The following is a 22,019-nucleotide window of genomic DNA, read 5'->3' as shown; positions in this document are numbered from 1 at the left end:
CGAGTTCAAGCGCGACTTCCCCAAAAGCGCCGCCTTTGCGCAATAGAATGGCCCTGTGCATCGCTCGGCGCAAGTGGGGTTTTGCCGCAGATTGAGGCGAATTCGCTTACCGGTTGTTATTCTGTGGTGGGCGTTAAAAGCACGGTTTCGGTCACAAAAAGCACAGTTTCATCCATTTTCAATGTCAATTCAGTGACTTCAAGAATCCGGTCATCAAAGTACGGAATAAACACCGACGTGCCCGCCACCTCCATATCCAAATGGCTCTCGGTCAAATGCACAACCATTTGCGGCAACGCCCCCGGACCGCATTTGGTATCAGACAGAATATCCGCCAGATCAGTCCGTTCTGTTGTGTCGAGCATGTCATCAACGCCATCGACGTCATAAAGCTTTGGATCGGCCAAATCCCATGGATGCGCCCTGCCCGTCAATTGTTCGAAAAACTCAGTTGCGACAGTGAAATCCGCATTGAACGTAACCTTGTAATCGGTTGAGGGTTCCAACGCCGACGTGCCCGCATTTTCAATCGACATGGCCCCTTCACGCGACCAATCACCGGCCAGCCTTTCGGCAATTTGCACAGGATCAGTAACATTGCAAAAGCCATCAGCAAGGGCCGCACCGGGCAGGCACAACATCACGACACAACCAAGGTTTTTCATCTGATTTTCTCCGCTTATGTTGTGCGTTCAAAGTTGCTCAATGTCGCCAAGGGCTCTTTGTGCATGAAATTCGGCCTCCCATGCATCAAAGGACCCGTTTGAGATCGCGTCGCGCATACCTTGCATGATTTCCTGAAAGTAATGCAGATTGTGCCAAGTCAGGAGCATGCCGCTGATCATTTCATGTGAGCGGAAAACATGGTGCAAATAGGCGCGGCTGTATCCGGTGCAGGCCGGGCATGTGCAATGCTCGTCAATCGGGCGCGGATCATCGGCGTGACGGGCGTTTTTGATGTTGATCTGACCACGCCGTGTCCAGGCCTGTCCTGTGCGCCCCGAGCGCGATGGCAACACGCAATCCATCATGTCAATGCCACGTTTGACAGCGCCAACGATGTCGTCGGGTTTGCCCACGCCCATCAAATAGCGCGGCTTGTCCTGTGGCAGATAACCGGGGGCGTAATCGAGGCAGCCAAACATTGCTTCCTGGCCTTCGCCGACGGCCAGACCACCAACCGCGTAGCCATCAAAACCTATATCAACCAACGCCTTAGCGCTCTCTTCTCGGAGATCGCTTTCAAGGCCACCTTGCATGATCCCAAAGAGCATATGGCCGGGGCGATCGCCAAAGGCATCGCGCGACCGCTGGGCCCACCGCATCGACAGGCGCATGCTTTCTGCGATGCGATCCCGGTCCGCAGGCAGTGCCGGACATTCATCAAAGGCCATGACAATGTCCGAGCCCAGCAGCTTTTGGATCTCCATCGAACGTTCGGGGGTCAGGTGGTGTTTGGACCCGTCGATATGCGATTTGAAGGTCACGCCCTCTTCGGTCAGCTTGCGCAGGTCAGACAGGCTCATCACCTGAAATCCGCCGCTATCGGTGAGAATCGGACGCTCCCAATTCATGAATTTGTGCAGACCGCCCAAGCGGTCGATCCGCTCAGCGCCGGGGCGCAGCATCAGGTGATAGGTGTTGCCCAGCAAAATATCGGCCCCAGTGGCGCGCACGCTGTCGGGCATCATGCCCTTGACGGTAGCTGCGGTGCCAACCGGCATAAAAGCCGGGGTTCGGATATCGCCGCGCGGGGTTTTGATGACGCCGGTGCGGGCCTGCCCATCTTGGGCGTGAAGTTCAAAAGATGTCTGTGCCATTGCGCCGGTTTGCCCCATGCCTGCGCGCTTGCCAAGCCCTTTGATGCCAGCCCCCCGGCCTGAGCCAAAGCAGACCGTTGCGTGATCGTGGATCGCAGCCAGCGGCGCACAGGTCACAGGTTGCAAAACCTACCCTCTACAGGTGATCCGCCCCTTGCCCCCAACGACCGGTCGACAGAAGATACCCCCATGAGCAGAACACCTACATATAAGGGCGGCATCAAGGCCCTACTGGCCCAGTATGAGGGCCGCCGAGACAGTTTTAGCTATGCGGCAGGCGAAGCGATCCCGCCTTTGGACGTGGATTTGGCGGCGATGTCCGGCGAAACCGTCCCTGATCCTGAGACCATAGAAGCGGAATGCAGACCGTTCCGCTCCTCTTACCATCGCAAGCGGTTCCAGCTGCGTGAGGAGCTGCAAGGCCTGTCTGAACTGGCATATTTGAACGGAATGCTCATTGCGCATTTACGCAAGCGCAGTTTTCCAGATCATGCACCTGCCCTTTTTATCCGGCTTTGGGCTGAACATGGTGCGCTGTTGATCAAAGAGCTGGATCAACGCTGGCTTGTGTCGGCGATTACCACATTTGGCGACCACGGTAATACAGCGACCCAACGCGCCACGGGCCTGTCGATGACAGCCCTGTTTGGCACGATGAAACTGTATGAATCAGAGCGGATGTATTCTGGTCTTACCCCACACCAACCCTTTACTCTGACACGGCGCGTGACTGCACAATTGCCGCTTGAGATGGACAGCTATTCGCTCACCGGTGGTGGGCTTGATGTGAACCTGATTGCACGGTTGTGGCAAGAGGCGGAGGGAGACGCGGTGATTGCCCCCCTCGCCCATCATTTGATTGATCTGTTGATCCACGATGAGCGAACGCTGTTCCGCCGCCTTCAGGTGATGAAACAACGCAAGCTGAGACAGAAAAAATCAAAGGCCAAATCCAATATCGCACCTGTTCCGGTGGATCGTTTGCATTTGGACCCCGATAAGTTGCGCTGGGGGCTGGTGAGCACGATCAAAGCACCGGTAAGCCAGATCGCCCGGTTTGCGGCGCATCATCTGGAACTTGGCGCACAAGCGCTACACATTTATCTGGACGAGCCAAACCCGAAAACCGCCGCCTTTCTGATGCGTCACCCCAAAGTGCATGTTACGATGTGCGATGACGCTTATTGGGAGGCAACAGGCAAGCGCCGTATGGAAGCGCATCAGCTGCGTCAGGCGCATAATGCGACGCGGACATTGCGTGCGACGCAGGACGATTTGGATTGGCTCGGCCATATTGATGTGGATGAGTTTATTCTGACCGATCAACCCTTGGCTCAGAAGTTGGCCGATATCGGCCCCGCGATGTCAATGGTGCGAATGCCACCGGCCGAGGCCCTCGCGCCTGAGCGCGGCACGCCGACCCATTTTAAGCTGACCCACAAGCAAGCAGGGGTGAAAAAATCAGACCTGCAAGACATTTATCCTACATTCGGCCTGCATCTCTATGCCGGGTTTTTGTCGCATAGTTCTGGAAAAGTCTTTGCAAGAACGGGCATTCCCGACACCCGCCTTGGTATCCACACGCTCAAATATAACGGCGAAGATGCCAGCAATCGTGAAAAGCCCGATGGTCTTTACCTGGCGCATTTCCATGCCCCGAGTTGGGAACATTTCCGCGGTCATCTCGGCTTTCGCCAGAGCAAAGGCAGCTATCGACCACGCTCAGACCGCCCCGAATTGGGCCAAGCGGAATTGCTGAAATTTCTAGCCGACGAAGAAGGGGATGACGGGTTGCGCGCCTTTTTCGATGAGGTCTGCGCCGACACCCCAGAGTTGCGGGCCCGTTTGAAAGAACGCAATATGTTGTTGCGTCACAGGTTTGATTTCGACGCCGCCGTCACCCGTGTCTTTGGAAGGTTGCCATGACTGTCGATGCGCCCCAATCCGCCGTGAAATGGGGAGTCATTTCGACGATCAAAGCCCCTCTTGTCGCGATCTTAAATTTCGCCGCTTGGCATTTTGAACTGGGCGCGCATCGGATTTATATTTACCTTGATGACGATGTGCCCGAGACGCTGGCCGCGTTGAAATCTCATCCAAAAATCAAGGTGATGCATACTGATGCCGTCTATTGGGACAAACGCAAAGGCCGCCCCGACAAACATCAGGTACGGCAAAGCCTCAATGCGCGCCATGCCAATAACCGCCGGGTCGAAGTCGATTGGTTGACGCATATTGATGTCGATGAATTCTTATTGCCATCAGGTGATGTCGCCGCGCCTTTGGCCGCCCTTTCTGAGCAGGCGCTCTGTGCCCGCGTGCGCCCCATCGAAGCCCTTGCGCCGGGCGATGCGGTCGAACCCGGCGAAACGGTTTTTAAGGCTTTTCATCTGAACCAGAAACAGCGGCAAGCGGCGTCTTTGGCCTGTTTTCCCAACTGGGGGCCCTATCTGTCTGGTGGATTTTTGTCTCATGTCGCCGGAAAACTGTTTTTTCGCACCGGGCAAAAAGGGCTGCAGATCAAGATCCACAATGTCATTCTAAACGGCGTCCAAAACCCCGGACAAGTGGAACTGGACGAGATTGAGCTCGGCCATTTTCATGCCGACAGTTGGCAACATTTTATCCAAAGCTATCGGTTTCGCCTATCACAAGGCTCCTATCGCTCAGAACTCAAACCACAGGTTCGAACGGATGGGGCGATGAATTTGCATGATTTGTTTCGTGCCATCGAATCCGACGGAGGAGAGGACGCGCTCAAAGCGTTTTTTCACGAAGTCTGCGTGGCTGATATTGATCTCTGCCTCAGACTCAAGGCCAACGGATTGCTCCGGCGCCACGAGATGGATTTGCAAACGCTTCGTCACAAACACTTTCCTGGCATCAATGCGCTGTAAAACCACATAAAGTTGCCACACTGGAAACAATGTCAGCGAATGACCTTCCGGTACAGTGCCGCCATGATTGACCTTGGGCCTTGTTTTAACTAAACCACGCGCCAAGGGGTTGTGAATGCAAACATGCAAGGCCATCAGGGCCTAACCCTAGACAGACGCGTGGGCCAGGATAGTGTCCGCACAGATACGGACCCGAATGACAAAATTCAGTGACCTGAACCTAAGCCCAAAAGTCTTAAAAGCGGTTGATGAGGCCGGCTATGAAAGCCCGACGCCAATTCAAGCAGGTGCCATTCCCCCGGCGCTCGAAGGCAAAGACGTTTTGGGCATTGCCCAGACCGGCACCGGCAAAACAGCCAGCTTTACCCTTCCGATGATTTCCATGTTGGCCCGTGGCCGTGCCCGTGCACGTATGCCCCGGTCGTTGGTGTTATGCCCAACGCGCGAACTCGCGGCGCAGGTGGCGGAAAACTTCGATACCTATTCCAAACATGTCAAACTGACCAAAGCCCTCTTGATCGGTGGCGTTTCTTTCAAGGAGCAAGACGCATTGATCGACAAAGGCGTCGATGTCCTGATCGCAACGCCCGGTCGTCTGCTCGATCACTTTGAACGTGGCAAACTGCTGTTGACCGGCGTACAGGTTATGGTTGTCGACGAAGCCGACCGTATGCTTGATATGGGCTTCATCCCTGACATCGAACGCATCTTCAGCCTGACGCCATTTACCCGTCAGACGCTGTTTTTCTCGGCCACAATGGCCCCCGAAATTGAACGGATCACCAACACGTTCCTGTCGGCACCGGCGCGGATCGAAGTCGCTCGTCAGGCCACGGCATCTGAGACAATCGAGCAAGGTGCAGTTGTGTTCAAAGCGTCACGTCGTGATCGTGAAGGCAGTGAAAAACGCAAAGTTTTGAGGGCGTTGATCGACGGTGAAGGCGACAAATGCACCAATGCGATTATCTTTTGCAACCGCAAGGTTGATGTAGATATCGTGTCAAAATCGCTCAAGAAATACGGCTATGACGCGGCTCCGATCCATGGCGATCTGGACCAGTCGCAGCGCATGAAAACCCTAGATGGTTTCCGTAACGGCGAATTGCGGATTTTGGTGGCCTCGGACGTTGCTGCGCGCGGGTTGGATGTGCCATCGGTCAGTCACGTATTCAACTTTGACGTGCCAAGTCACGCCGAAGATTATGTACACCGTATTGGCCGTACAGGGCGCGCAGGACGCGATGGCAAAGCAATGACGATCGTCATCCCGCGTGATGAGAAGTATTTTGATGCGGTTGAAGCGTTGATCCAAAAAGAGATCCCACGCATCGAGAACCCTGTCAAACCAGTTGAACGGCCAACAAAGCCCGAGTCAGCAAAATCTGACAAACCGGTGCGTGAACGTACAGAACGTAAAGCCGCCCCGCAAAGAGACTCGGCAGAGAAACCTGCGGAAAATACAAGCCGCAGCCGGTCAGATGAACCACGCGATACCAAGAACACGCGCGGCCGCCGAAATGACAAAGCCAAGCCGGAAAATCGCCGCGCATCTGGTGGTCGAGACAATACAATTGTCGGTATGGGAGATCACATGCCGGAGTTTATTGCGCTCAGCTTTGACGAGCGACGCGCGAGCTAAGATAAATTAAAAGCCTACGAATCAGCACCTTGGCGGTACAGGTCTCTGTATGCCAAGGTGCTTTTTATTTGGTTACAGCTACTCAAATCAGTTTAGACCTCGTTAACGAACAACTGCCATCCTGAACGCGTGGGGGCACCCAACCTGTTTTGGAGTAAAGATTGTTTAGAGAACGTATCATTCGGGACGTCGACCAAACGTTCCATCCCAAACGCGAGGCGCGCCGTTTTCTGGCCCGCCTATCGGCTCATGCGATTCAAGAGGGATATGAAATCCCGTGCTTTGTTAGCAATATTTCATCAACCGGGGCTCGGTTGATCTTTGATCCGGTGGCCAAATCAGCCTTCTCGGCTGAGACACTCATTGTACATATCCATCAAATTGGACAGTTCCCGGCGGATTTGCGTTGGACCAAAGCCACTTCCGCCGGTGTTCAATTTGCGATCTCGGACTCTGTAAAACAATTTCTCGCCAGACGCTTAAACGCTGAATTCGAAAAACTGCCTAACAGGTCGCTTAGGAAAGCCGGCTGATCACAACGGTGACTTCCGGCTTTTTGCCAATCTCGTTGAGACAGCTTTGCCGCGTGATTTTACGCAGCTCGCCCTCCAACCGAGTGTCATCGGTCAGGGTTTTGGTCCCTGCCCGGCCCATGAATTGCGACAGATCTTCTTCCAGAATATCCGTCAGCGGCGCATGACTGCGGCCCTGTTCCGGCAGGCCCATAACCTCGCACCATGGATCACCAAGCGCTTCATCATCTTCGTCCATGATCACCGTCACCAAAACATGACCGTTCAACGCCATGCGAATCCGGTCGCGCACAACACCGTCAAGCGCACCGATTTGCACGGCCCCATCAAGATAGGTCCGACCGGTTTCGACATAGTCGACCACTTTGGGTTTGTTCCCGCTGAGATCGATCATCATACCATTTACTGCCAAAACACCCTGACGGCCCTTGGCCTCAGACAGTTTGACATGTTCACGCAAATGCCGATGTTCGCCGTGCATTGGCACAACAATCTGTGGATTTACAACGTCTTGCATAGTTTCAAGATCGGGACGATTGGCGTGACCGGACACATGATAATCGCCGTCGCTGTCCCCAACAATATCCACACCCAGTTCAGAAAACTGGTTCATGATCCGGATCACTCCGCGTTCATTGCCAGGGATGGTCTTGGACGAGAACAAGAAAAGGTCGCCGTCCTTTAGCGTGATGCCGTTGAATTTTCCACGTGCCAGTTGCGCGCTCGCGGCGCGTCGTTCTCCTTGGCTTCCGGTAACGATCAACATGACATTGTCTCTTGGCATTTTGACCGCATCTTCGGGGCCAATCACCGGTGGAAACCCTTTGAGAACACCCGTTTCAATTGAGGCTTCGATCATTCGGCGCATGGCCCGGCCAAGCAAACACACCGACCGTCCGGCCTTGGCACCCGCTTCGGCCAGAGATTTCACCCGCGCAACGTTGGAGGCAAAAGTGGTGGCAACCACCATCTCTTTGGCGTCGGCCACCAACTGTTCCACCGCCGGTGTCACGATGGCCTCGGAGCGACCTGCGGTGCGGGAAAACACGTTGGTGGAATCGCAAATCAGCGCCTTAACGCCGTCTTTGGAGACCTCGGCCCATAGTTCGGGATCCCAGGCTTCGCCAACAAGCGGCGTTGTATCGAGCTTGAAATCACCGGTGTGGATGACACGACCATCTGGCGTGTCGATCACAAGGGCACTGCTTTCGGGAATCGAGTGCGAAATAGGTAAGAACCCAACGGTCAACGGCCCCGCTTGCACGGTTTCGGGCCATTTCCCAACGGTTTGCACAGCGCCACCTTCGACGCCGTATTCCGCAAGCTTATGGCGTGCGATGTTCGACGTAAACGCCCGAGCATAGATTTTCGCACCAAGATCAGCAAACAAATGGCCCACCGCACCGACATGGTCTTCATGTGCATGGGTGATGAACACCGCTTCGATCCGGTTGCGGTTCTCTTTCAGCCAGGTGATGTCGGGCAGGATCAAATCAACGCCCGGCGTGTTATCCATATCCGGGAAAGTCACGCCCAGATCGACCACAATCAACCGCTCCTGCCCCGGCTTACCATAGCCGTAGACATAACAGTTCATGCCGATTTCACCGGCACCACCCAAAGGTAAATATATCAGCCGCTCCGAACCCATGTGCCGCTAGCCCCCATTTTTCTTGTTATGATTATAAATGACGGTCAGCCCATGCATGGTCAGGTCGTCTTCGATAGAGTCAAATAGCATTTCACCCGTGGCAAACAAGGGCGCAAGCCCCCCAGTGCCAATTACCTTCATCGGACGACCATATTCGGCCTTGATCCGCGATGTAATGCCCTGAATCAGGCCGACATAGCCCCAAAACACACCGGATTGGATACAGGCCACAGTGTTGGTGCCAATAATTTTCTCGGGCTGGCTTATGTCGACATGGGGCAGCGCGGCGGCCCCTTGGTGCAAAGCCTCGAGGCTTAGGTTCACGCCCGGAGAAATCACCCCCCCGACATACGCCCCATCTTCGGCCACAACATCAAAGTTCGTCGCCGTCCCAAAATCGACCACAACCACATCACCACCATGACGATCAAAAGCGGCCGCAGCATTGGCGAGACGGTCCGGCCCGACCCCGGTACCGGCATCAACACGCGGTGCGATTGGCAAATCACATCCCGGCTTGCCAACCACCAACGGGCGGCAACCAAAGAACCGATCGGCAAAAACACGCAGGTTAAACACCACCCGTGGTACTGTCGAACTGATGATAACATCGGTGATATCAACGTTCAGACCGTAGTGATTAACCAAGGTCGAATACCAGGTGAAATAGGCATCCGCTGTCCGTGAATGATGCGTTGAGGTGCGCAACGTACACAAAAACGTTTCGCCATCCCAGATCGAGAAAACCGTATTGGTATTACCGCAATCAATTGCCAAAAGCATGGTTACAGCCCTTCAGAAAAACACTTCGGCGGCTGCGATTTCTTCGCGGCCCTTTGCGGTCTTTAAGACCAGATTGCCCTGCGCGTCCACCTCTTCAAAGGTGCCCGTGACCTCATGGTTGGCCAATCGTGCTGTTATCACCTCGCCCAAACGGGCGGCACGGTCCATCCAAGCCTGGCGGATTGGTGCAAATCCATAGGTGACAAAACGATCCTCATGGATCGCATAGGTTTCGGCCAAGGCGGTCAACATCGCCTCTGGCGTCACACGAACTCCGGTTTCAGCCAAAAGCGAAACCGGCGCCATAGCGCGGGTTTCAACCTGCGCTGCCTCGGGTGCGGCAATCAGATTAACCCCAATGCCAATGGCCAAGTGCCCACCGGGTCCACCGATCCCCTCGAGCAAAATCCCAGCAACCTTGCCCCCATTCAGCAGCACATCATTCGGCCATTTAAGCGCCAAGCCAGCCGCCGTGCCGGTGACGTTTTTAAAGGCATCGTACAAGGCCAAAGCAGCAACAAAGCTACGGAGTGCCACGACATCCGGGGTTTCACGCGGCTGCAACACCAATGTCGCGGCGAAATTCCCCAACGGGTTGACCCAAGCCCGACCACGCCGGCCGCGCGCGGCGGTTTGGGAGAGACCCAATATCCACTCGGGGCCAGCCAATTCATGAGCAATACGCGTGGCTTCCGCATTTGTGCTGTCCACCTCAGCGAGCACACGTTTTCCATATCCGTCCGGCCAAGCCATTGCACCCTCCTACTTTTGGACCCTGTAACGCAAAACGACGCGCCGGGTGGCGCGCCGCTATTGAGTTTGGTTTTGATTATAGTCCGATCACTGGATCAGAGTTTCGGCAGCGGTCTTGGCGAGGCCTTCGACACCCAACAAGTTGATCACACCAATGACCATGATCCCAGCCGACACCATCAGGAAACCGGACAGAATAGGCGAGCGATTGGTATCCAGCGCTTCTTCCTGTTCCTGACCGAAATACATGAAGAAAACGATCCGCAGGTAGTAGAACGCACCGATAACCGAAGCAATTACACCGGCAATTGCCAGCCACGCCATGTCAGCTTCATAGGCTGCGCGCAGCACGTAGAATTTGCCAAAGAAGCCAACCAGCGGCGGAATGCCCGCCAATGAGAACAGCAAGACCAACATCGCCAGTGCCTTGCCCGGCGCGCGGGTTGAGAACATGCCGAGGCTTTCGATATCCGTGACCGGCTGACCGTCGCGTTCCATCGACATGATAAAGGCAAAGGTACCGATATTCATGGTCACATAGATCGACATATAGATCAGCATTGCCTGCACGCCCAACTGAGTACCGGCGGCAAGGCCCATCAAAGCAAATCCCATATGCGCAATCGACGAATAGGCCATCAGACGCTTGATGTCGCGCTGACCAATCGCGGCGATGGCCCCAAGGAACATCGACAGAACCGACAGCAACGCGATGACTTGGCTCCAGTCAGAAATCGCCTGACCGAAGGCATCAAACATCACACGTGCAAACATCGCCATGGCCGCAACCTTGGGAGCTGTGGCAAAGAACGCGGTGACCGGTGTCGGCGAGCCTTCGTAGACATCAGGTGTCCACATGTGGAACGGCACGGCGGAGACCTTGAACGCCAAACCGGCGATCAAAAGGACCAGACCAATCAGCAAGCCAGTTGACAGATGGCCATGAACCGCCGCTTCGATGATACCTTCGAAGTTTGTCGTACCGGCGAAACCGTATGTCAGCGACGCCCCATAGAGCAGCAAACCAGAGCTAAGCGCCCCAAGAACAAAGTACTTCAGGCCCGCTTCTGTGGATTTGACACTGTCACGGCGCAGGGATGCCACAACATACAAAGCCAGCGATTGCAGCTCGAGGCCCATATAGAGAGTCATCAGGTCAGAGGCCGAAACCATGACCATCATGCCCACAACCGACAGAGCCACCAGAATTGGGAATTCAAACACCAACAAGCCGCGGCGCGCCATATAACCTTCGCTCATCAGCAAAACGCAGGCCGCTGAGGCAAGGATGACGACCTTGGCAAAACGGGCAAAACCGTCAACCACGAACAAGCCGTCAAAGCCATGGACTGTGCCTTCGCCGGTCATGCCGATCCAGAAGGCCAAAACCAGGAAAACCGCCGCAGTCAGCCACGTCATGGACGAGGCCAGCTTGTCTTTGCCGGTATAGACCGCGCCAATCAGCGCGCCCATGGCAAAGACCGAAAGCAAGATTTCCGGCAGGATGATATTGAGATCAGCCGAGATCATAACCCCGCCCCCTTAATGATGTTCGACGTCGGAGGTGTCTGCTGGCGCACTAAGGTCCGCCGCGGCCACTGCCGTGTCATAATGTTGAACAAGTGCCGTCACCGACGGCCCGATGCGATCAAGGATTGGAGCCGGATAGACCCCCATCCAGATGGTCATCACAACCAGCGGTGCAAAGATCGCCTTTTCACGCAGGTTCATGTCGGTGATGGTCTTGAGGCTTTCTTTGATGAGATCGCCCATAACCACCCGGCGATACAGCCAAAGCGCATAGCCAGCTGACAGGATCACACCGGTTGTGGCCCCGGCCGCAACCCAGGTGTTTTTCTGGAAGACACCCATCAACGTCAGGAATTCACCGATGAAGCCAGACGTGCCCGGCAAGCCGACATTGGCCATAGTGAAGAACATGAAGATCAGCGCATAGGCCGGCATCCGGTTCACGAGCCCGCCATAGGCGTCAATCTCGCGGGTATGCATGCGGTCATAGATCACGCCGACACACAAGAACAGCGCACCAGAGATAAAGCCGTGGCTAAGCATCTGGAAGATCGCACCATCAATACCTTGTTGGTTGGCCGCAAAAATCCCCATGGTCACGTAACCCATATGCGCAACCGAAGAATAAGCGATCAGCTTTTTCATGTCGTCTTGGACCAGCGCCACCAGAGAGGTGTAGATGATCGCGATAACCGACAGTGTGAAGACAAAGTTCGCCATCACGTCAGAGCCGACCGGGAACATTGGCAGGCTAAAGCGCAAGAAGCCATACCCGCCCATCTTCAACAGGATTGCCGCCAGAACAACCGACCCGGCTGTTGGGGCCTGAACGTGCGCTTCGGGCAACCAGGTGTGGACCGGCCACATCGGCATCTTGACTGCGAAACTGGCGAAGAAGGCCAAGAACAACATGGTTTGCAACCCGCCAAGCACCTGAACACCCAGAATGCTAAAGCTTTCAGAGGCGAAGTTATGCTTGAGCAACGCCACGATGTCAGTCGTGCCCGCATCGGCATACATTGCCACCATTGCAACCAGCATCAAAACCGAGCCGAACAACGTGTAGAGGAAGAATTTGAACGATGCGTAGATGCGTTCTTTGCCGCCCCAGATGCCGATGATCAGGAACATTGGTATCAAACCGGCTTCGAAGAACAGATAGAAGAGCACCAGGTCCAGCGCCATGAACACGCCAAGCATCAGCGTTTCCAGCAGCAAGAAGGCAATCATGTATTCTTTGACGCGGTGGTTCACATCCCAAGATGCGGCGATAACCAGCGGCATCATAAAGGTTGTCAGCATCACAAACAGAACCGAAATCCCGTCGACGCCCATTTTGTATTGCAGCCCCAGCAGCCAATCACGTTCTTCGACCATCTGGAAACCGGTGTCGGCCGGGTCGAATTGAAACAAGATAAACAGCGAGATCAAGAACGTTGCCGAGGTGGCGAACATGGCCAGCCATTTGGCGTTACGGTCAGCCGCCTCATTCCCACCGCGCAGCAAGAACGCCATGATTAGCGCCGCAAGGGCGGGAAGGAAGGTGACTATGGAAAGCAAGTTACCCATTAGTGCGCTCCTCCGCTGAGCGTCATCCAGGTGATGAGAACGGCCATGCCGATCACCATCGCAAAGGCATAGGTGAAGATGAAACCAGACTGCGCCTTACCGGCAAGTCGTGTGAAGAAGGGAACGATGCCCATTGCGATACCGTTCAGCGTGCCTTTGATGACGGCCTCGTCAACGTTCTTCCAAAGGAAGCGACCGACGGCCTTGGACGGCTGAACAAAGAGGAAATCGTAGATTTCGTCAAAGTACCATTTGTTGAGCAAGAACAGGTACAGCGGGCGCTGTGTCTCGGCCAAACGTTTGGGCAGCGATGGGTTCACAATGTAGAACCAATAGGCCGTGATGAAACCAATAACCATCGCAATGAATGGGCTGATTTTAACCCAGATCGGGGCGTGATGCGCCTCGTCCATGACGTGGTTGTCAGGATGGGTAAAGATCGCGCCCTCAGGGGCTGTTCCATGATGGGCAGCCGCTGTTGCTGAGTGGCCTTCATCGGTATGCGCTGCGACGTGATCCTTGGCGTCACCGTGATCATCTGCGTGATCATCACTGTGAGTGTCTGCGGCATGATCATCCGCAGCTGGTGCCGCATGATCGTCACTATGCTCGGACGCTTCGGCGTGATGATCGGGAACACCAAAGAAGGTGTTGACCTTGTGGTGATCGCCAAAGAACGACCCGTACCAAAGCATCCCGGAGAAAACCGCGCCGAGAGACAAGACACCGAGCGGAACCAACATGACCATCGGGCTTTCATGCGCATGTTCGTGGGTGTGCTTGTCGCCACGAGGCTTGCCAAAGAAGGTCAGGAACATCAGGCGCCAGCTGTAGAAGCTGGTGAACAGCGCGGCAACAACCAGCATCCAGAAGGCATAACCGCCCTGCGTGCCCGCCCATGCGCTTTCGATCACCGCATCTTTGGACAAGAAGCCCGCGAAACCAATATGGGTCAAAGGAATACCAACACCGGTGATGGCCAGCGTGCCAATCATCATCGCCCAGAAGGTTTTGGGAAGTTTATCCTTAAGACCACCGTAATTGCGCATGTCTTGTTCGTGATGCATGCCATGGATCACTGAACCGGCCCCCAAGAACAACATCGCCTTAAAGAACGCGTGTGTGAACAGGTGGAAGATTGCCACCGAATAGACACCAACCCCTGCGGCAACGAACATGTACCCCAGCTGAGACATTGTGGAATAAGCGATGACGCGTTTGATGTCGTTTTGAACAAGCCCGATGGTTGCCGCAACAAATGCAGTTGTGGCCCCGAGGAATGTAATGAACGCAGTGGCGTTCGGCGCGAATTCCATCAGCGGCGACATACGGCACACAAGGAAGACACCCGCGGTAACCATGGTCGCGGCGTGGATCAGAGCCGACACAGGTGTCGGGCCTTCCATCGCATCGGGAAGCCATGTGTGCAGGAAGAGCTGTGCCGATTTACCCATGGCACCAACAAAGAGCAGAACCGCCAGCACTTCGGCTGCGTTCCATGTGCCCCAGAGGAAGTGCAACTTGGTTTCCGCCAGCGCCGGAGCGGCTGCGAAAATGTCGTCGAATTTCACACTGTCGACCAGAAAGTAGAGCCCAAAGATACCAAGCGCGAAGCCAAAGTCGCCGACACGGTTGACGATGAACGCTTTCATAGCGGCGGCATTGGCCGTTGGTTTGCGGTAGTAAAAGCCGATCAGCAGATATGAAGCAACGCCAACACCTTCCCAACCAAAGAACATCTGAACAAGGTTGTCCGACGTCACCAGCATCAACATCGCAAAGGTGAAAAAGCTCAGATAGGCAAAGAACCGAGCGCGATAGCTCTCTTCACCTTCTTTGAACTGGCTGTCGTGGGCCATGTAGCCAAAGCTATACAGGTGAACCAGCGCCGAAACGGTGGTCACAACAATCAACATGATCGAGGTCAGGCGATCCAGACGGATGCCCCAATCGGTGCTCATCGTGCCGCTTTCGATCCAGCGAAGCACTTGGATATGCTGAGTTTCCGGGCCGTGGGTCAGAAAAACGATCCAGCTTAGCGCACAGGCCAAGAACAACAGGCCAGTGGTCACCCACTGGGCTCCGCGGATCGAAATGAATTTCCAGCCAAACCCAGCGATCAGGCTGCCCACAAGTGGGGCGAAAAGGATGATGCTCTCCATCTGGGTTAGCCTTTCATCACGTTGACGTCTTCCACGGCAATTGTACCGCGGTTCCGGAAGAAGCAGACGAGAATGGCAAGGCCAATCGCGGCTTCAGCCGCAGCAACCGTCAGCACAAAGAGCGTGAAGACCTGGCCGACCAAATCGCCCAGATGGGTCGAAAAGGCGACAAGGTTGATATTTACCGCAAGCAGCATAAGTTCAATCGACATCAACAAAATGATGACATTCTTGCGGTTCAGGAAGAGCCCGAAAATTCCGACGACAAACAGCACCGCTGCCACCGTCAGATAATGTTCCAATCCGATCATATCCCTCGTCCTTTTTGCAGCATGTTAGCCGCCTCGTCTAATTCCGTAGCGGGTTTGAACCCGTTGCTTCGTACTTGACCGCCTCGATCGGCGGGGGGGTGGGCATATGGCCCAAACCCGAAACTTATAATCCGCGCGTTTTGCGTTCGGCCTTGACCGGGATCCTGACCGGGAGACGTTTGGCTTGCGGTTTCGGCAGGGCCAAAAAGGCCGCAATACCAATCAATGCTGCTAAAACGATATCCATCATCACAAGCCCTGCCCTGGTTTTACATCTTTGAGTTCCATTGCCTTGGCCGGATCACGATAGATTTGAGCCAAGATATCCTGACGCTTGACGTCCTTGCGATGCCGCAATGTCAGAACAATCGCACCGATCATCGCAACCAGCAGGATCAGACCAGCCAGTTGGAAGAGCAGAAAGTACTGATCGTAAAGGATCAGGCCAAGCGCTTGGGTGTTATGGATTTCATCGGCGTTCGGTGTCGGGGCCGCCAATTGTGATTTCGCCACTTCCGCAAAATCCCACGCACCAAAGGCCATGGTCAACTGCATCAAAATGACCAAACCGATCAACAACGCCAACGGCATGTATCTTGCCATCTCAGCCTTGAGTTCGGCGAAATCAACATCCAACATCATGACAACAAAGAGGAAAAGAACAGCAACCGCGCCGACATAGACAATGATCAGCAACATGGCGACAAATTCCGCGCCCATCATCACAAAGAACCCGGCCGAAGAGATAAAGGCCAAGATCAACCAAAGCACGGAATGCACCGGGTTGCGGCTGATCACGGTGAACAGCCCGCCCGCAATGGCGCCAAGTGCAAAAAGATAGAAGGCAAAGACCATCATGTCTCATCATCCTTATTGTCAGCCATAACGTCTTTGGCCATTTCCATGGCCCGCGTCATGGCGGGAATTCCAGCGAACATCGACATTTGTGCGATTGTTTCGGCGATTTCTTCTTCGGTGGCCCCGGCTTCCATAGCGTGACGCACCGTTGAGCGCAGCGGCACTTCGGCCTGCGCGCCCTGCATTGTCAGACCGGCCAGCGTCAGCAACAGCCGGGTTTTAGCATCAAGACCGTTTTGCGACAGCCCTTTGCCAAAGAACATTTCCATCGCCTCTTTGCCCATGGTTGGCCACAGCTTTTCGAGGCTCGTTGGGTCAAAAGAGGTCATGGCCGGGTTAAAGGCCTTGGTCACTTCCTGAGCTTGTTCCATCATCAGCTCAAATGGGGTCTTTCCGGTCATTCGTCGGCCTCCCCTTGGGCGCAGGATCCAAACACAGACAGACGAGCGGCAACCCAAGTTTCACCGCCGAAATCGCGAGGTTCAAGGATCGAAACAACCTCTTGGTCTTCGATCTGGAAGGGAGCAACAGCAGACAAACCGCTGTCAGGGCCGCTAAAGCTTGCACCGTAGTCTTGCATCAAACGGCCGTGAAGCGCGCCAATCATTGCGCCCTGGTCCGGGGCCTGCATGGTCATGAAACAACTGCAAAAGCTGTCATGTTCCAAAACATCCACCAAAACTTCTGGGGGCATGTGCCAGCCGCTGTCGGTTTGCTGCAACCCGGCCGCCTTGGCCTTGGCATCCACATCGGAGAAATCCGGGGCGCTGCCCATACAGACCTGCGCGAAAATCTGCGCGCGCAGGGCAATCCATGCCGCATCGCCCTTTTCAGCCCCCAGTTCAGACCCGGCCACAGCCGAATTTACCGTAGACGCCTGAACGGCAACGGCAAAAGCGGCAAAAAGGGTCGAACGAAGGATCATAAAAGTCTGGCCTTAGCGGTAGGGAGCATCAAGTTCGAGGTTGCGGGCGATCTCCGCCTCCCAGCGATCACCGTTTTCAAGCAGTTTTGCCTTGTCGTAGAACAGCTCTTCACGGGATTCTGTGGCGAATTCAAAGTTTGGACCTTCGACAACCGCATCCACCGGGCAGGCTTCTTGGCAAAAGCCGCAATAGATGCATTTGGTCATGTCGATGTCATAACGCGTTGTGCGACGTGACCCATCTTCGCGTGGCTCGGCATCAATGGTGATGGCCTGCGCCGGACAAATCGCTTCGCATAGTTTACAGGCAATGCAACGTTCTTCACCATTCGGATAGCGGCGCAACGCGTGTTCACCACGAAAACGCGGGCTAAGAGGGCCCTTTTCATGCGGGTAGTTCAACGTCGCCTTGGGGGCGAAGAAGTATTTAAACCCGAGCTGGAACCCTTTCACAAAGTCCGCAAGCAGAAAGTATTTGGCAGCACGGCCATAATCGATGTTCGCCATCAACTGGTCTCCTCGGCTTGGGCTTTTACATCAGCCTCTAGCTTTTCAGCGGTTTCCGCATCCATCAGCGGGTCGCCGTTTTCGTCATATTCTTCAAAGCTGGCGTCATCGGCCAACGCGGCCTCATCACCGCCGTCTTCGTCTTGGTCATCGTCCGTTTCAGGTGCCATCGCTTCGGCACCTGCCGCCCAGCGAAACAATGCCGCGGCGATTTCATTGGCTTGCGGCATCAAGTTGCCGTCTTCGTCCGTTTCCGGCAGGCCGCAATCGCGCACCACAAAATCACCCAAGGTGATCATGTCGATGTATTTTGCGTTCAACAGGGCTTCTTTAAGCTTACTCATGGCGATCTCCGATCTTGACGCAGGCCCGCATCATGCGCGCCCCTGCATCAGAGGTAACACGCTTAGGCAGATTGCGCGTGACAGAGCGCCCGCACAATAGGCCTGAAACAGTGTGTTTCCAGATCGGCACCAATCAGCCCCCCACCACGTAGCGTGCGTAGAACCCCCAGAACCAGTCGAACTTTGCCGCGAAGGCCACAAAGACAACCCAGATCAGCGACATTGGCAGGAAGACTTTCCAACCCAGACGCATCAATTGATCATAGCGATAACGCGGTGTGATCGCCTTCACCATTGAGAAGAAGAAGAACACAATGATCATTTTGATGACCATCCAGAACAACCCGTCTGGCAGACCTTCGATTGGGGACAACCAGCCACCAAAGAACATCACCGAGATCAGCGCACACATCAGAACAACAGCCGTCAATTCGCCAATCATAAAGAGCAGGAACGGTGTCGAGCTGTATTCAACCTGATACCCGGCCACCAGTTCCGATTCCGCTTCGGGAAGGTCGAAAGGCGGGCGGTTGGTTTCAGCCAAAGCCGAGACAAAGAACAAGATCAGCATTGGGAAATGCGGGATCCAGTACCAGCTGAGCAGGCCTGCACCGTCCTGAGCCTTGACGATTTCGCCAAAGTTCATCGAACCAGATGAAATAACAACGCCGATGATGATCAGACCGATGGACACCTCATAGGAAACCATCTGAGCCGCAGAGCGCAGAGCACCAAGGAAGGGGTATTTTGAGTTTGACGCCCAACCACCCATGATCACGCCGTACACTTCCAAAGAAGACACCGCGAAGACATAAAGGATTGCGATGTTCAAATCCGAAATGACCCAACCGTCGTTGAACGGGATAACCGCCCAAGCGATGAAGGACATGACCAAGGAGATCATCGGAGCCAGGAAATAGACAAAGCGGTCAGCGCCCGCGGGCACAACGACTTCTTTGACGATATATTTGATGAAGTCAGCGAAACTTTGGGCAAGTCCAAAGAAACCAACGACGTTCGGGCCCTTGCGCATCTGGACAGCCGCCCAAATTTTGCGGTCGCCCCACATCAAAAACGCCAAGGCCACCAGCAGTGGTACAAGAACCGCGAGAATTTGTGCCACGATCACAATCGCGATGCCTAGGTAGGTTGTGGTAAAGAATTCAGCCATCAGGTCCTCATACCATCGGTATTCCGTTCTCAGCGCAGGCCGAAGCGACGGTTTCTGCGTCGATCGTCTTGAGCCCACGGGGCAGCGCCGGCGAGATGGTGTAAACCGCATCTCCCTGCCAGAGGCCACCCTCTTCGTTTACTGTCGTGCGCAAATGCCGCGCAAAACCATAGCCGCGAATAAGCGCATATTGCGCCGCAACACATCGGGCATAGTCATCAACATCCTTGGCGTCACGCGCACCGCGCATCGCCACGTGAAAGTTCACCAGATCGCCGTCCAAAAGACGGGTTTCAACGCCGCGATAATCCGGGGCAAAGGGCAGCTCGGCCTGCGCGGATTGCTCCGTACAGGCGCTAAGGCTGCTGGCCAAGCCAAACAGGGTTATGAACGCGACGCGGCGCAACGTTATTCCGCCGCGATCGGGGCAGCTGCCCGGTCTTTGGCACCGCGTGACAGATCCGCCATCAAAGCCGAGGCCCGAGCAATCGGATTGGTCAGATAGAAATCGCGGATGGCGTTGCGGAAATCCGCGCGACCCAGCGTGTCCATCTCTTCAAGCTGCCAGTCATTTTCGACAACGGAATCTACCTTGGCCAAATGCGGAACCGCTGCAATCAGCGCCTGACGCAAACCTGCAAGGCTATCCCAAGGCTGAGTCGCGTCGATTTCGGCACTCAGAGCGCGCAAAATGGCCCAGTTTTCCTTGGCTTCACCCGGTGCAAACCCGGCGCGCATCGCCAATTGCGGACGCCCTTCGGTATTCACAAACAGTGCGTTTTCTTCGGTATAGGCGGCCCCCGGCAGAATCACGTCAGCGCGATGTGCGCCGCGATCACCGTGCGAGCCTTGATAGATCACAAACGGGCCAGCGGCGATTTCGACTTCGTCCGCGCCGAGGTTGAAGATGACATCACAGTCAGAAACCGCATTGCGGCCGCCATCATTGACAGCCCCCACGTCCATCGCGCCCACACGACCCGCGGCCGTATGCAGCACCATGAACTTGCTCTCGGTTGCCTCTGCGAATTTCTGTGCCGCAGCCAGAACTGCAGCGCCATCCGCCTCGGTCAAAGCACCCTGCCCGACAATAACAAGTGTGTCCTTGCCAAGCGCGCCGTCATGGCCGCCGTCCAGCAATTTGGACAATGCGGCACGATCCGTGCCCAAATGCGCATAGTCATAGGTCAGATCAGCCTTTTCACCGATCACACCAATCGTTGCACCATTGATCCAAGCCTGGCGGATCCGCGCATTCAGCACCGGCGCTTCGTCGCGCGGGTTGGTTCCGATCAGCATGATCGCCTTGGCAGAATCAATATCTTCGATGCAAGCCGTGCCAACATAACCCGAGCGATTGCCCGCAGGCAGACGCGCGCCGTCAACGCGACATTCGACAATACCGCCCTGCCCTTCGACAAGTTGTTTGACGCTAAACGCCGCTTCGGTCGAGGCAAGATCGCCCACCAGAGCACCGAGTTTCGTCGCACCCTTTATCGCACTTGCTGCCTTGCCCAATGCTTCGGGCCAGGTGGCGGGGCGCAGTTTGCCGTTCTCCCGGATAAACGGCGTGTCGAGACGCTGACGACGCAGACCATCCCAGACAAAGCGCGATTTATCGGAAATCCACTCTTCGTTCACACCGTCATGGTTGCGCGGCATGATACGTTTGACTTCACGCCCTTTGGTATCAACCCGAATGTTGGAGCCAAGCGCATCCATCACGTCGATGGTTTCGGTCTTGGTCAACTCCCAAGGACGGGCGGTAAAGGCATAAGGTTTGGAAACCAGCGCACCGACTGGACACAGATCAATGATGTTGCCCTGCAGATTCGAATCAAGCGTCTGATTCAGGTAGCTGGTGATCTCAGCATCTTCGCCGCGACCGGTTTGACCCATCTGGGTCAGGCCAGCAACTTCAGAGGTGAAACGCACGCAACGGGTACAACTGATGCAGCGCGTCATATGGGTTTCAACCAGCGGGCCAAGATCGAGATCATCAACAGCGCGTTTGGGTTCGTTGAACCGCGTGCCCGCCATACCATATGCCATGGCCTGGTCTTGCAGGTCGCATTCACCGCCCTGATCGCAAATCGGGCAATCCAGCGGGTGGTTGATGAGCATGAACTCCATCACACCTTCGCGGGCCTTTTTCACCATAGGCGAATTGGTTTTCACGACCGGCGGCTGCCCTTCCGGGCCAGGGCGCAAATCGCGCACCTGCATCGCACAGGATGCGGCGGGTTTGGGCGGTCCGCCCACAACCTCAACCAAACACATCCGGCAATTGCCAGCGATGGATAGTCGTTCGTGATAGCAGAAGCGCGGCACCTCGATCCCAGCCTCTTCACAGGCTTGGATGAGCGTCATCGCCCCATCTACTTCTACTTCATGGTCATCAATGATGATCTTGCGCAAATCGGACATGCCCGGCCTTTCCACGTTCATGGCTGGCACGGCGCCCCTTTATGACACGCCGCGGTCGCTCGCCTTCTAGCCTGTGTACGCGCGCGGCGCCAGTCGTTAGAACACGGAATTGCGGGAAAAATCGCCGCGCCCCCTAGGA

At 55.2% G+C, this 22,019-nt stretch carries 21 protein-coding genes; 4 read left to right on the top strand and 17 right to left on the bottom strand.

The window, feature by feature from the left end; translation table 11 throughout:
• Positions 1–116: 116 nt before the first annotated feature.
• Positions 117–665, bottom strand: coding sequence for a hypothetical protein (locus tag ACRBB0_RS07585; protein WP_431373802.1), 549 nt, complete (start codon positions 663–665; stop codon positions 117–119).
• Positions 666–692: 27 nt separating this feature from the next.
• Positions 693–1,820: a tRNA guanosine(34) transglycosylase Tgt gene (tgt, locus tag ACRBB0_RS07580; protein WP_431373931.1), complete on the bottom strand. Its 1,128-nt coding sequence runs from the start codon at positions 1,818–1,820 to the stop codon at positions 693–695.
• A 189-nt stretch (positions 1,821–2,009) separates the two neighbouring features.
• Between tgt and ACRBB0_RS07575 the strand changes: the two genes are divergently transcribed.
• From ACRBB0_RS07575 to ACRBB0_RS07560, 4 genes are all read left to right on the top strand, one after another.
• Complete coding sequence (locus ACRBB0_RS07575) at positions 2,010–3,746, top strand: glycosyltransferase family 2 protein (protein ID WP_431373801.1); 1,737 nt, start codon at positions 2,010–2,012, stop codon at positions 3,744–3,746.
• Complete coding sequence (locus ACRBB0_RS07570; protein WP_431373800.1) at positions 3,743–4,717, top strand: glycosyltransferase family 2 protein; 975 nt, start codon at positions 3,743–3,745, stop codon at positions 4,715–4,717. Before ACRBB0_RS07575 ends, ACRBB0_RS07570 begins: the two co-directional genes overlap by 4 nt.
• 196 nt (positions 4,718–4,913) lie before the next feature.
• Positions 4,914–6,356, top strand: a complete 1,443-nt coding sequence (locus ACRBB0_RS07565; RefSeq protein WP_431373799.1) for a DEAD/DEAH box helicase — start codon at positions 4,914–4,916, stop codon at positions 6,354–6,356.
• Between the two features lie 161 nt (positions 6,357–6,517).
• A complete protein-coding gene (locus ACRBB0_RS07560; RefSeq protein WP_431373798.1) occupies positions 6,518–6,889 on the top strand; it encodes a PilZ domain-containing protein in 372 nt (123 codons plus the stop codon).
• Here ACRBB0_RS07560 and ACRBB0_RS07555 read toward each other — a convergent pair.
• From ACRBB0_RS07555 to nuoG, 15 genes are all read right to left on the bottom strand, one after another.
• Entirely contained in the window at positions 6,873–8,540 is a 1,668-nt protein-coding gene (locus ACRBB0_RS07555; RefSeq protein WP_431373797.1) for a ribonuclease J, read from the bottom strand. The genes ACRBB0_RS07560 and ACRBB0_RS07555 overlap by 17 nt on opposite strands.
• Positions 8,541–8,546: 6 nt before the next feature.
• Positions 8,547–9,323 carry a type III pantothenate kinase gene (locus ACRBB0_RS07550; RefSeq protein WP_431373796.1) on the bottom strand — a complete coding sequence of 259 codons (777 nt, stop codon included), beginning with the start codon at positions 9,321–9,323 and terminating at the stop codon, positions 8,547–8,549.
• Between the two features lie 12 nt (positions 9,324–9,335).
• A complete protein-coding gene (locus ACRBB0_RS07545) occupies positions 9,336–10,076 on the bottom strand; it encodes a biotin--[acetyl-CoA-carboxylase] ligase (RefSeq protein ID WP_431373795.1) in 741 nt (246 codons plus the stop codon).
• A gap of 87 nt (positions 10,077–10,163) precedes the next feature.
• Positions 10,164–11,606 (bottom strand): NADH-quinone oxidoreductase subunit NuoN, encoded by a 1,443-nt coding sequence (nuoN, locus tag ACRBB0_RS07540; protein WP_431373794.1) that lies wholly within the window; start codon positions 11,604–11,606, stop codon positions 10,164–10,166.
• A gap of 12 nt (positions 11,607–11,618) precedes the next feature.
• Positions 11,619–13,175 carry an NADH-quinone oxidoreductase subunit M gene (locus ACRBB0_RS07535; protein ID WP_431373793.1) on the bottom strand — a complete coding sequence of 519 codons (1,557 nt, stop codon included), beginning with the start codon at positions 13,173–13,175 and terminating at the stop codon, positions 11,619–11,621.
• Entirely contained in the window at positions 13,175–15,337 is a 2,163-nt protein-coding gene (gene nuoL / locus ACRBB0_RS07530; RefSeq protein WP_431373792.1) for an NADH-quinone oxidoreductase subunit L, read from the bottom strand. Before nuoL ends, ACRBB0_RS07535 begins: the two co-directional genes overlap by 1 nt.
• A gap of 5 nt (positions 15,338–15,342) precedes the next feature.
• On the bottom strand, positions 15,343–15,648 hold the full coding sequence (gene nuoK, locus ACRBB0_RS07525) for an NADH-quinone oxidoreductase subunit NuoK (RefSeq protein WP_097802727.1): 306 nt from the start codon (positions 15,646–15,648) through the stop codon (positions 15,343–15,345).
• Positions 15,649–15,897: 249 nt separating this feature from the next.
• On the bottom strand, positions 15,898–16,506 hold the full coding sequence (locus ACRBB0_RS07520; RefSeq protein WP_431373791.1) for an NADH-quinone oxidoreductase subunit J: 609 nt from the start codon (positions 16,504–16,506) through the stop codon (positions 15,898–15,900).
• On the bottom strand, positions 16,503–16,907 hold the full coding sequence (locus ACRBB0_RS07515; RefSeq protein ID WP_431373790.1) for a carboxymuconolactone decarboxylase family protein: 405 nt from the start codon (positions 16,905–16,907) through the stop codon (positions 16,503–16,505). The genes ACRBB0_RS07520 and ACRBB0_RS07515 overlap by 4 nt, the downstream gene beginning before the upstream one ends.
• Positions 16,904–17,431: a hypothetical protein gene (locus tag ACRBB0_RS07510; protein ID WP_431373789.1), complete on the bottom strand. Its 528-nt coding sequence runs from the start codon at positions 17,429–17,431 to the stop codon at positions 16,904–16,906. The genes ACRBB0_RS07515 and ACRBB0_RS07510 overlap by 4 nt, the downstream gene beginning before the upstream one ends.
• Before the next feature lie 12 nt (positions 17,432–17,443).
• A complete protein-coding gene (gene nuoI / locus ACRBB0_RS07505) occupies positions 17,444–17,938 on the bottom strand; it encodes an NADH-quinone oxidoreductase subunit NuoI (RefSeq protein ID WP_431373788.1) in 495 nt (164 codons plus the stop codon).
• A complete protein-coding gene (locus tag ACRBB0_RS07500; RefSeq protein WP_431373787.1) occupies positions 17,938–18,282 on the bottom strand; it encodes a hypothetical protein in 345 nt (114 codons plus the stop codon). Before ACRBB0_RS07500 ends, nuoI begins: the two co-directional genes overlap by 1 nt.
• A 133-nt stretch (positions 18,283–18,415) precedes the next feature.
• Positions 18,416–19,453: an NADH-quinone oxidoreductase subunit NuoH gene (gene nuoH / locus ACRBB0_RS07495; RefSeq protein ID WP_431373786.1), complete on the bottom strand. Its 1,038-nt coding sequence runs from the start codon at positions 19,451–19,453 to the stop codon at positions 18,416–18,418.
• Between the two features lie 7 nt (positions 19,454–19,460).
• Complete coding sequence (locus ACRBB0_RS07490) at positions 19,461–19,835, bottom strand: hypothetical protein (protein ID WP_431373930.1); 375 nt, start codon at positions 19,833–19,835, stop codon at positions 19,461–19,463.
• A gap of 26 nt (positions 19,836–19,861) precedes the next feature.
• Positions 19,862–21,880, bottom strand: a complete 2,019-nt coding sequence (gene nuoG / locus ACRBB0_RS07485; protein WP_431373785.1) for an NADH-quinone oxidoreductase subunit NuoG — start codon at positions 21,878–21,880, stop codon at positions 19,862–19,864.
• Positions 21,881–22,019: the final 139 nt, after the last annotated feature.

It is taken from the genome of Pelagimonas sp. (assembly GCF_050633425.1).
Taxonomy (GTDB): domain Bacteria; phylum Pseudomonadota; class Alphaproteobacteria; order Rhodobacterales; family Rhodobacteraceae; genus Pelagimonas.
The sequence above is the reverse complement of the archived record's forward strand: the minus strand, read 5'-3'. Positions and strand labels throughout refer to the sequence as shown.

Coding starts and splice junctions, on each gene's coding strand:
- ACRBB0_RS07585 (WP_431373802.1), bottom strand. CDS start 665: ATGAAAAACCTTGGTTGTGTCGTGATGTTGTGCCTGCCCGGTGCGGCC.
- ACRBB0_RS07510 (WP_431373789.1), bottom strand. CDS start 17,431: ATGATCCTTCGTTCGACCCTTTTTGCCGCTTTTGCCGTTGCCGTTCAG.
- ACRBB0_RS07515 (WP_431373790.1), bottom strand. CDS start 16,907: ATGACCGGAAAGACCCCATTTGAGCTGATGATGGAACAAGCTCAGGAA.
- ACRBB0_RS07555 (WP_431373797.1), bottom strand. CDS start 8,540: ATGGGTTCGGAGCGGCTGATATATTTACCTTTGGGTGGTGCCGGTGAA.
- nuoI (WP_431373788.1), bottom strand. CDS start 17,938: ATGGCGAACATCGATTATGGCCGTGCTGCCAAATACTTTCTGCTTGCG.
- nuoN (WP_431373794.1), bottom strand. CDS start 11,606: ATGATCTCGGCTGATCTCAATATCATCCTGCCGGAAATCTTGCTTTCG.
- tgt (WP_431373931.1), bottom strand. CDS start 1,820: ATGGCACAGACATCTTTTGAACTTCACGCCCAAGATGGGCAGGCCCGC.
- nuoK (WP_097802727.1), bottom strand. CDS start 15,648: ATGATCGGATTGGAACATTATCTGACGGTGGCAGCGGTGCTGTTTGTC.
- ACRBB0_RS07550 (WP_431373796.1), bottom strand. CDS start 9,323: ATGCTTTTGGCAATTGATTGCGGTAATACCAATACGGTTTTCTCGATC.
- ACRBB0_RS07520 (WP_431373791.1), bottom strand. CDS start 16,506: ATGATGGTCTTTGCCTTCTATCTTTTTGCACTTGGCGCCATTGCGGGC.
- ACRBB0_RS07500 (WP_431373787.1), bottom strand. CDS start 18,282: ATGAGTAAGCTTAAAGAAGCCCTGTTGAACGCAAAATACATCGACATG.
- nuoH (WP_431373786.1), bottom strand. CDS start 19,453: ATGGCTGAATTCTTTACCACAACCTACCTAGGCATCGCGATTGTGATC.
- ACRBB0_RS07545 (WP_431373795.1), bottom strand. CDS start 10,076: ATGGCTTGGCCGGACGGATATGGAAAACGTGTGCTCGCTGAGGTGGAC.
- nuoG (WP_431373785.1), bottom strand. CDS start 21,880: ATGTCCGATTTGCGCAAGATCATCATTGATGACCATGAAGTAGAAGTA.
- ACRBB0_RS07535 (WP_431373793.1), bottom strand. CDS start 13,175: ATGGGTAACTTGCTTTCCATAGTCACCTTCCTTCCCGCCCTTGCGGCG.
- ACRBB0_RS07565 (WP_431373799.1), top strand. CDS start 4,914: ATGACAAAATTCAGTGACCTGAACCTAAGCCCAAAAGTCTTAAAAGCG.
- nuoL (WP_431373792.1), bottom strand. CDS start 15,337: ATGGAGAGCATCATCCTTTTCGCCCCACTTGTGGGCAGCCTGATCGCT.
- ACRBB0_RS07570 (WP_431373800.1), top strand. CDS start 3,743: ATGACTGTCGATGCGCCCCAATCCGCCGTGAAATGGGGAGTCATTTCG.
- ACRBB0_RS07575 (WP_431373801.1), top strand. CDS start 2,010: ATGAGCAGAACACCTACATATAAGGGCGGCATCAAGGCCCTACTGGCC.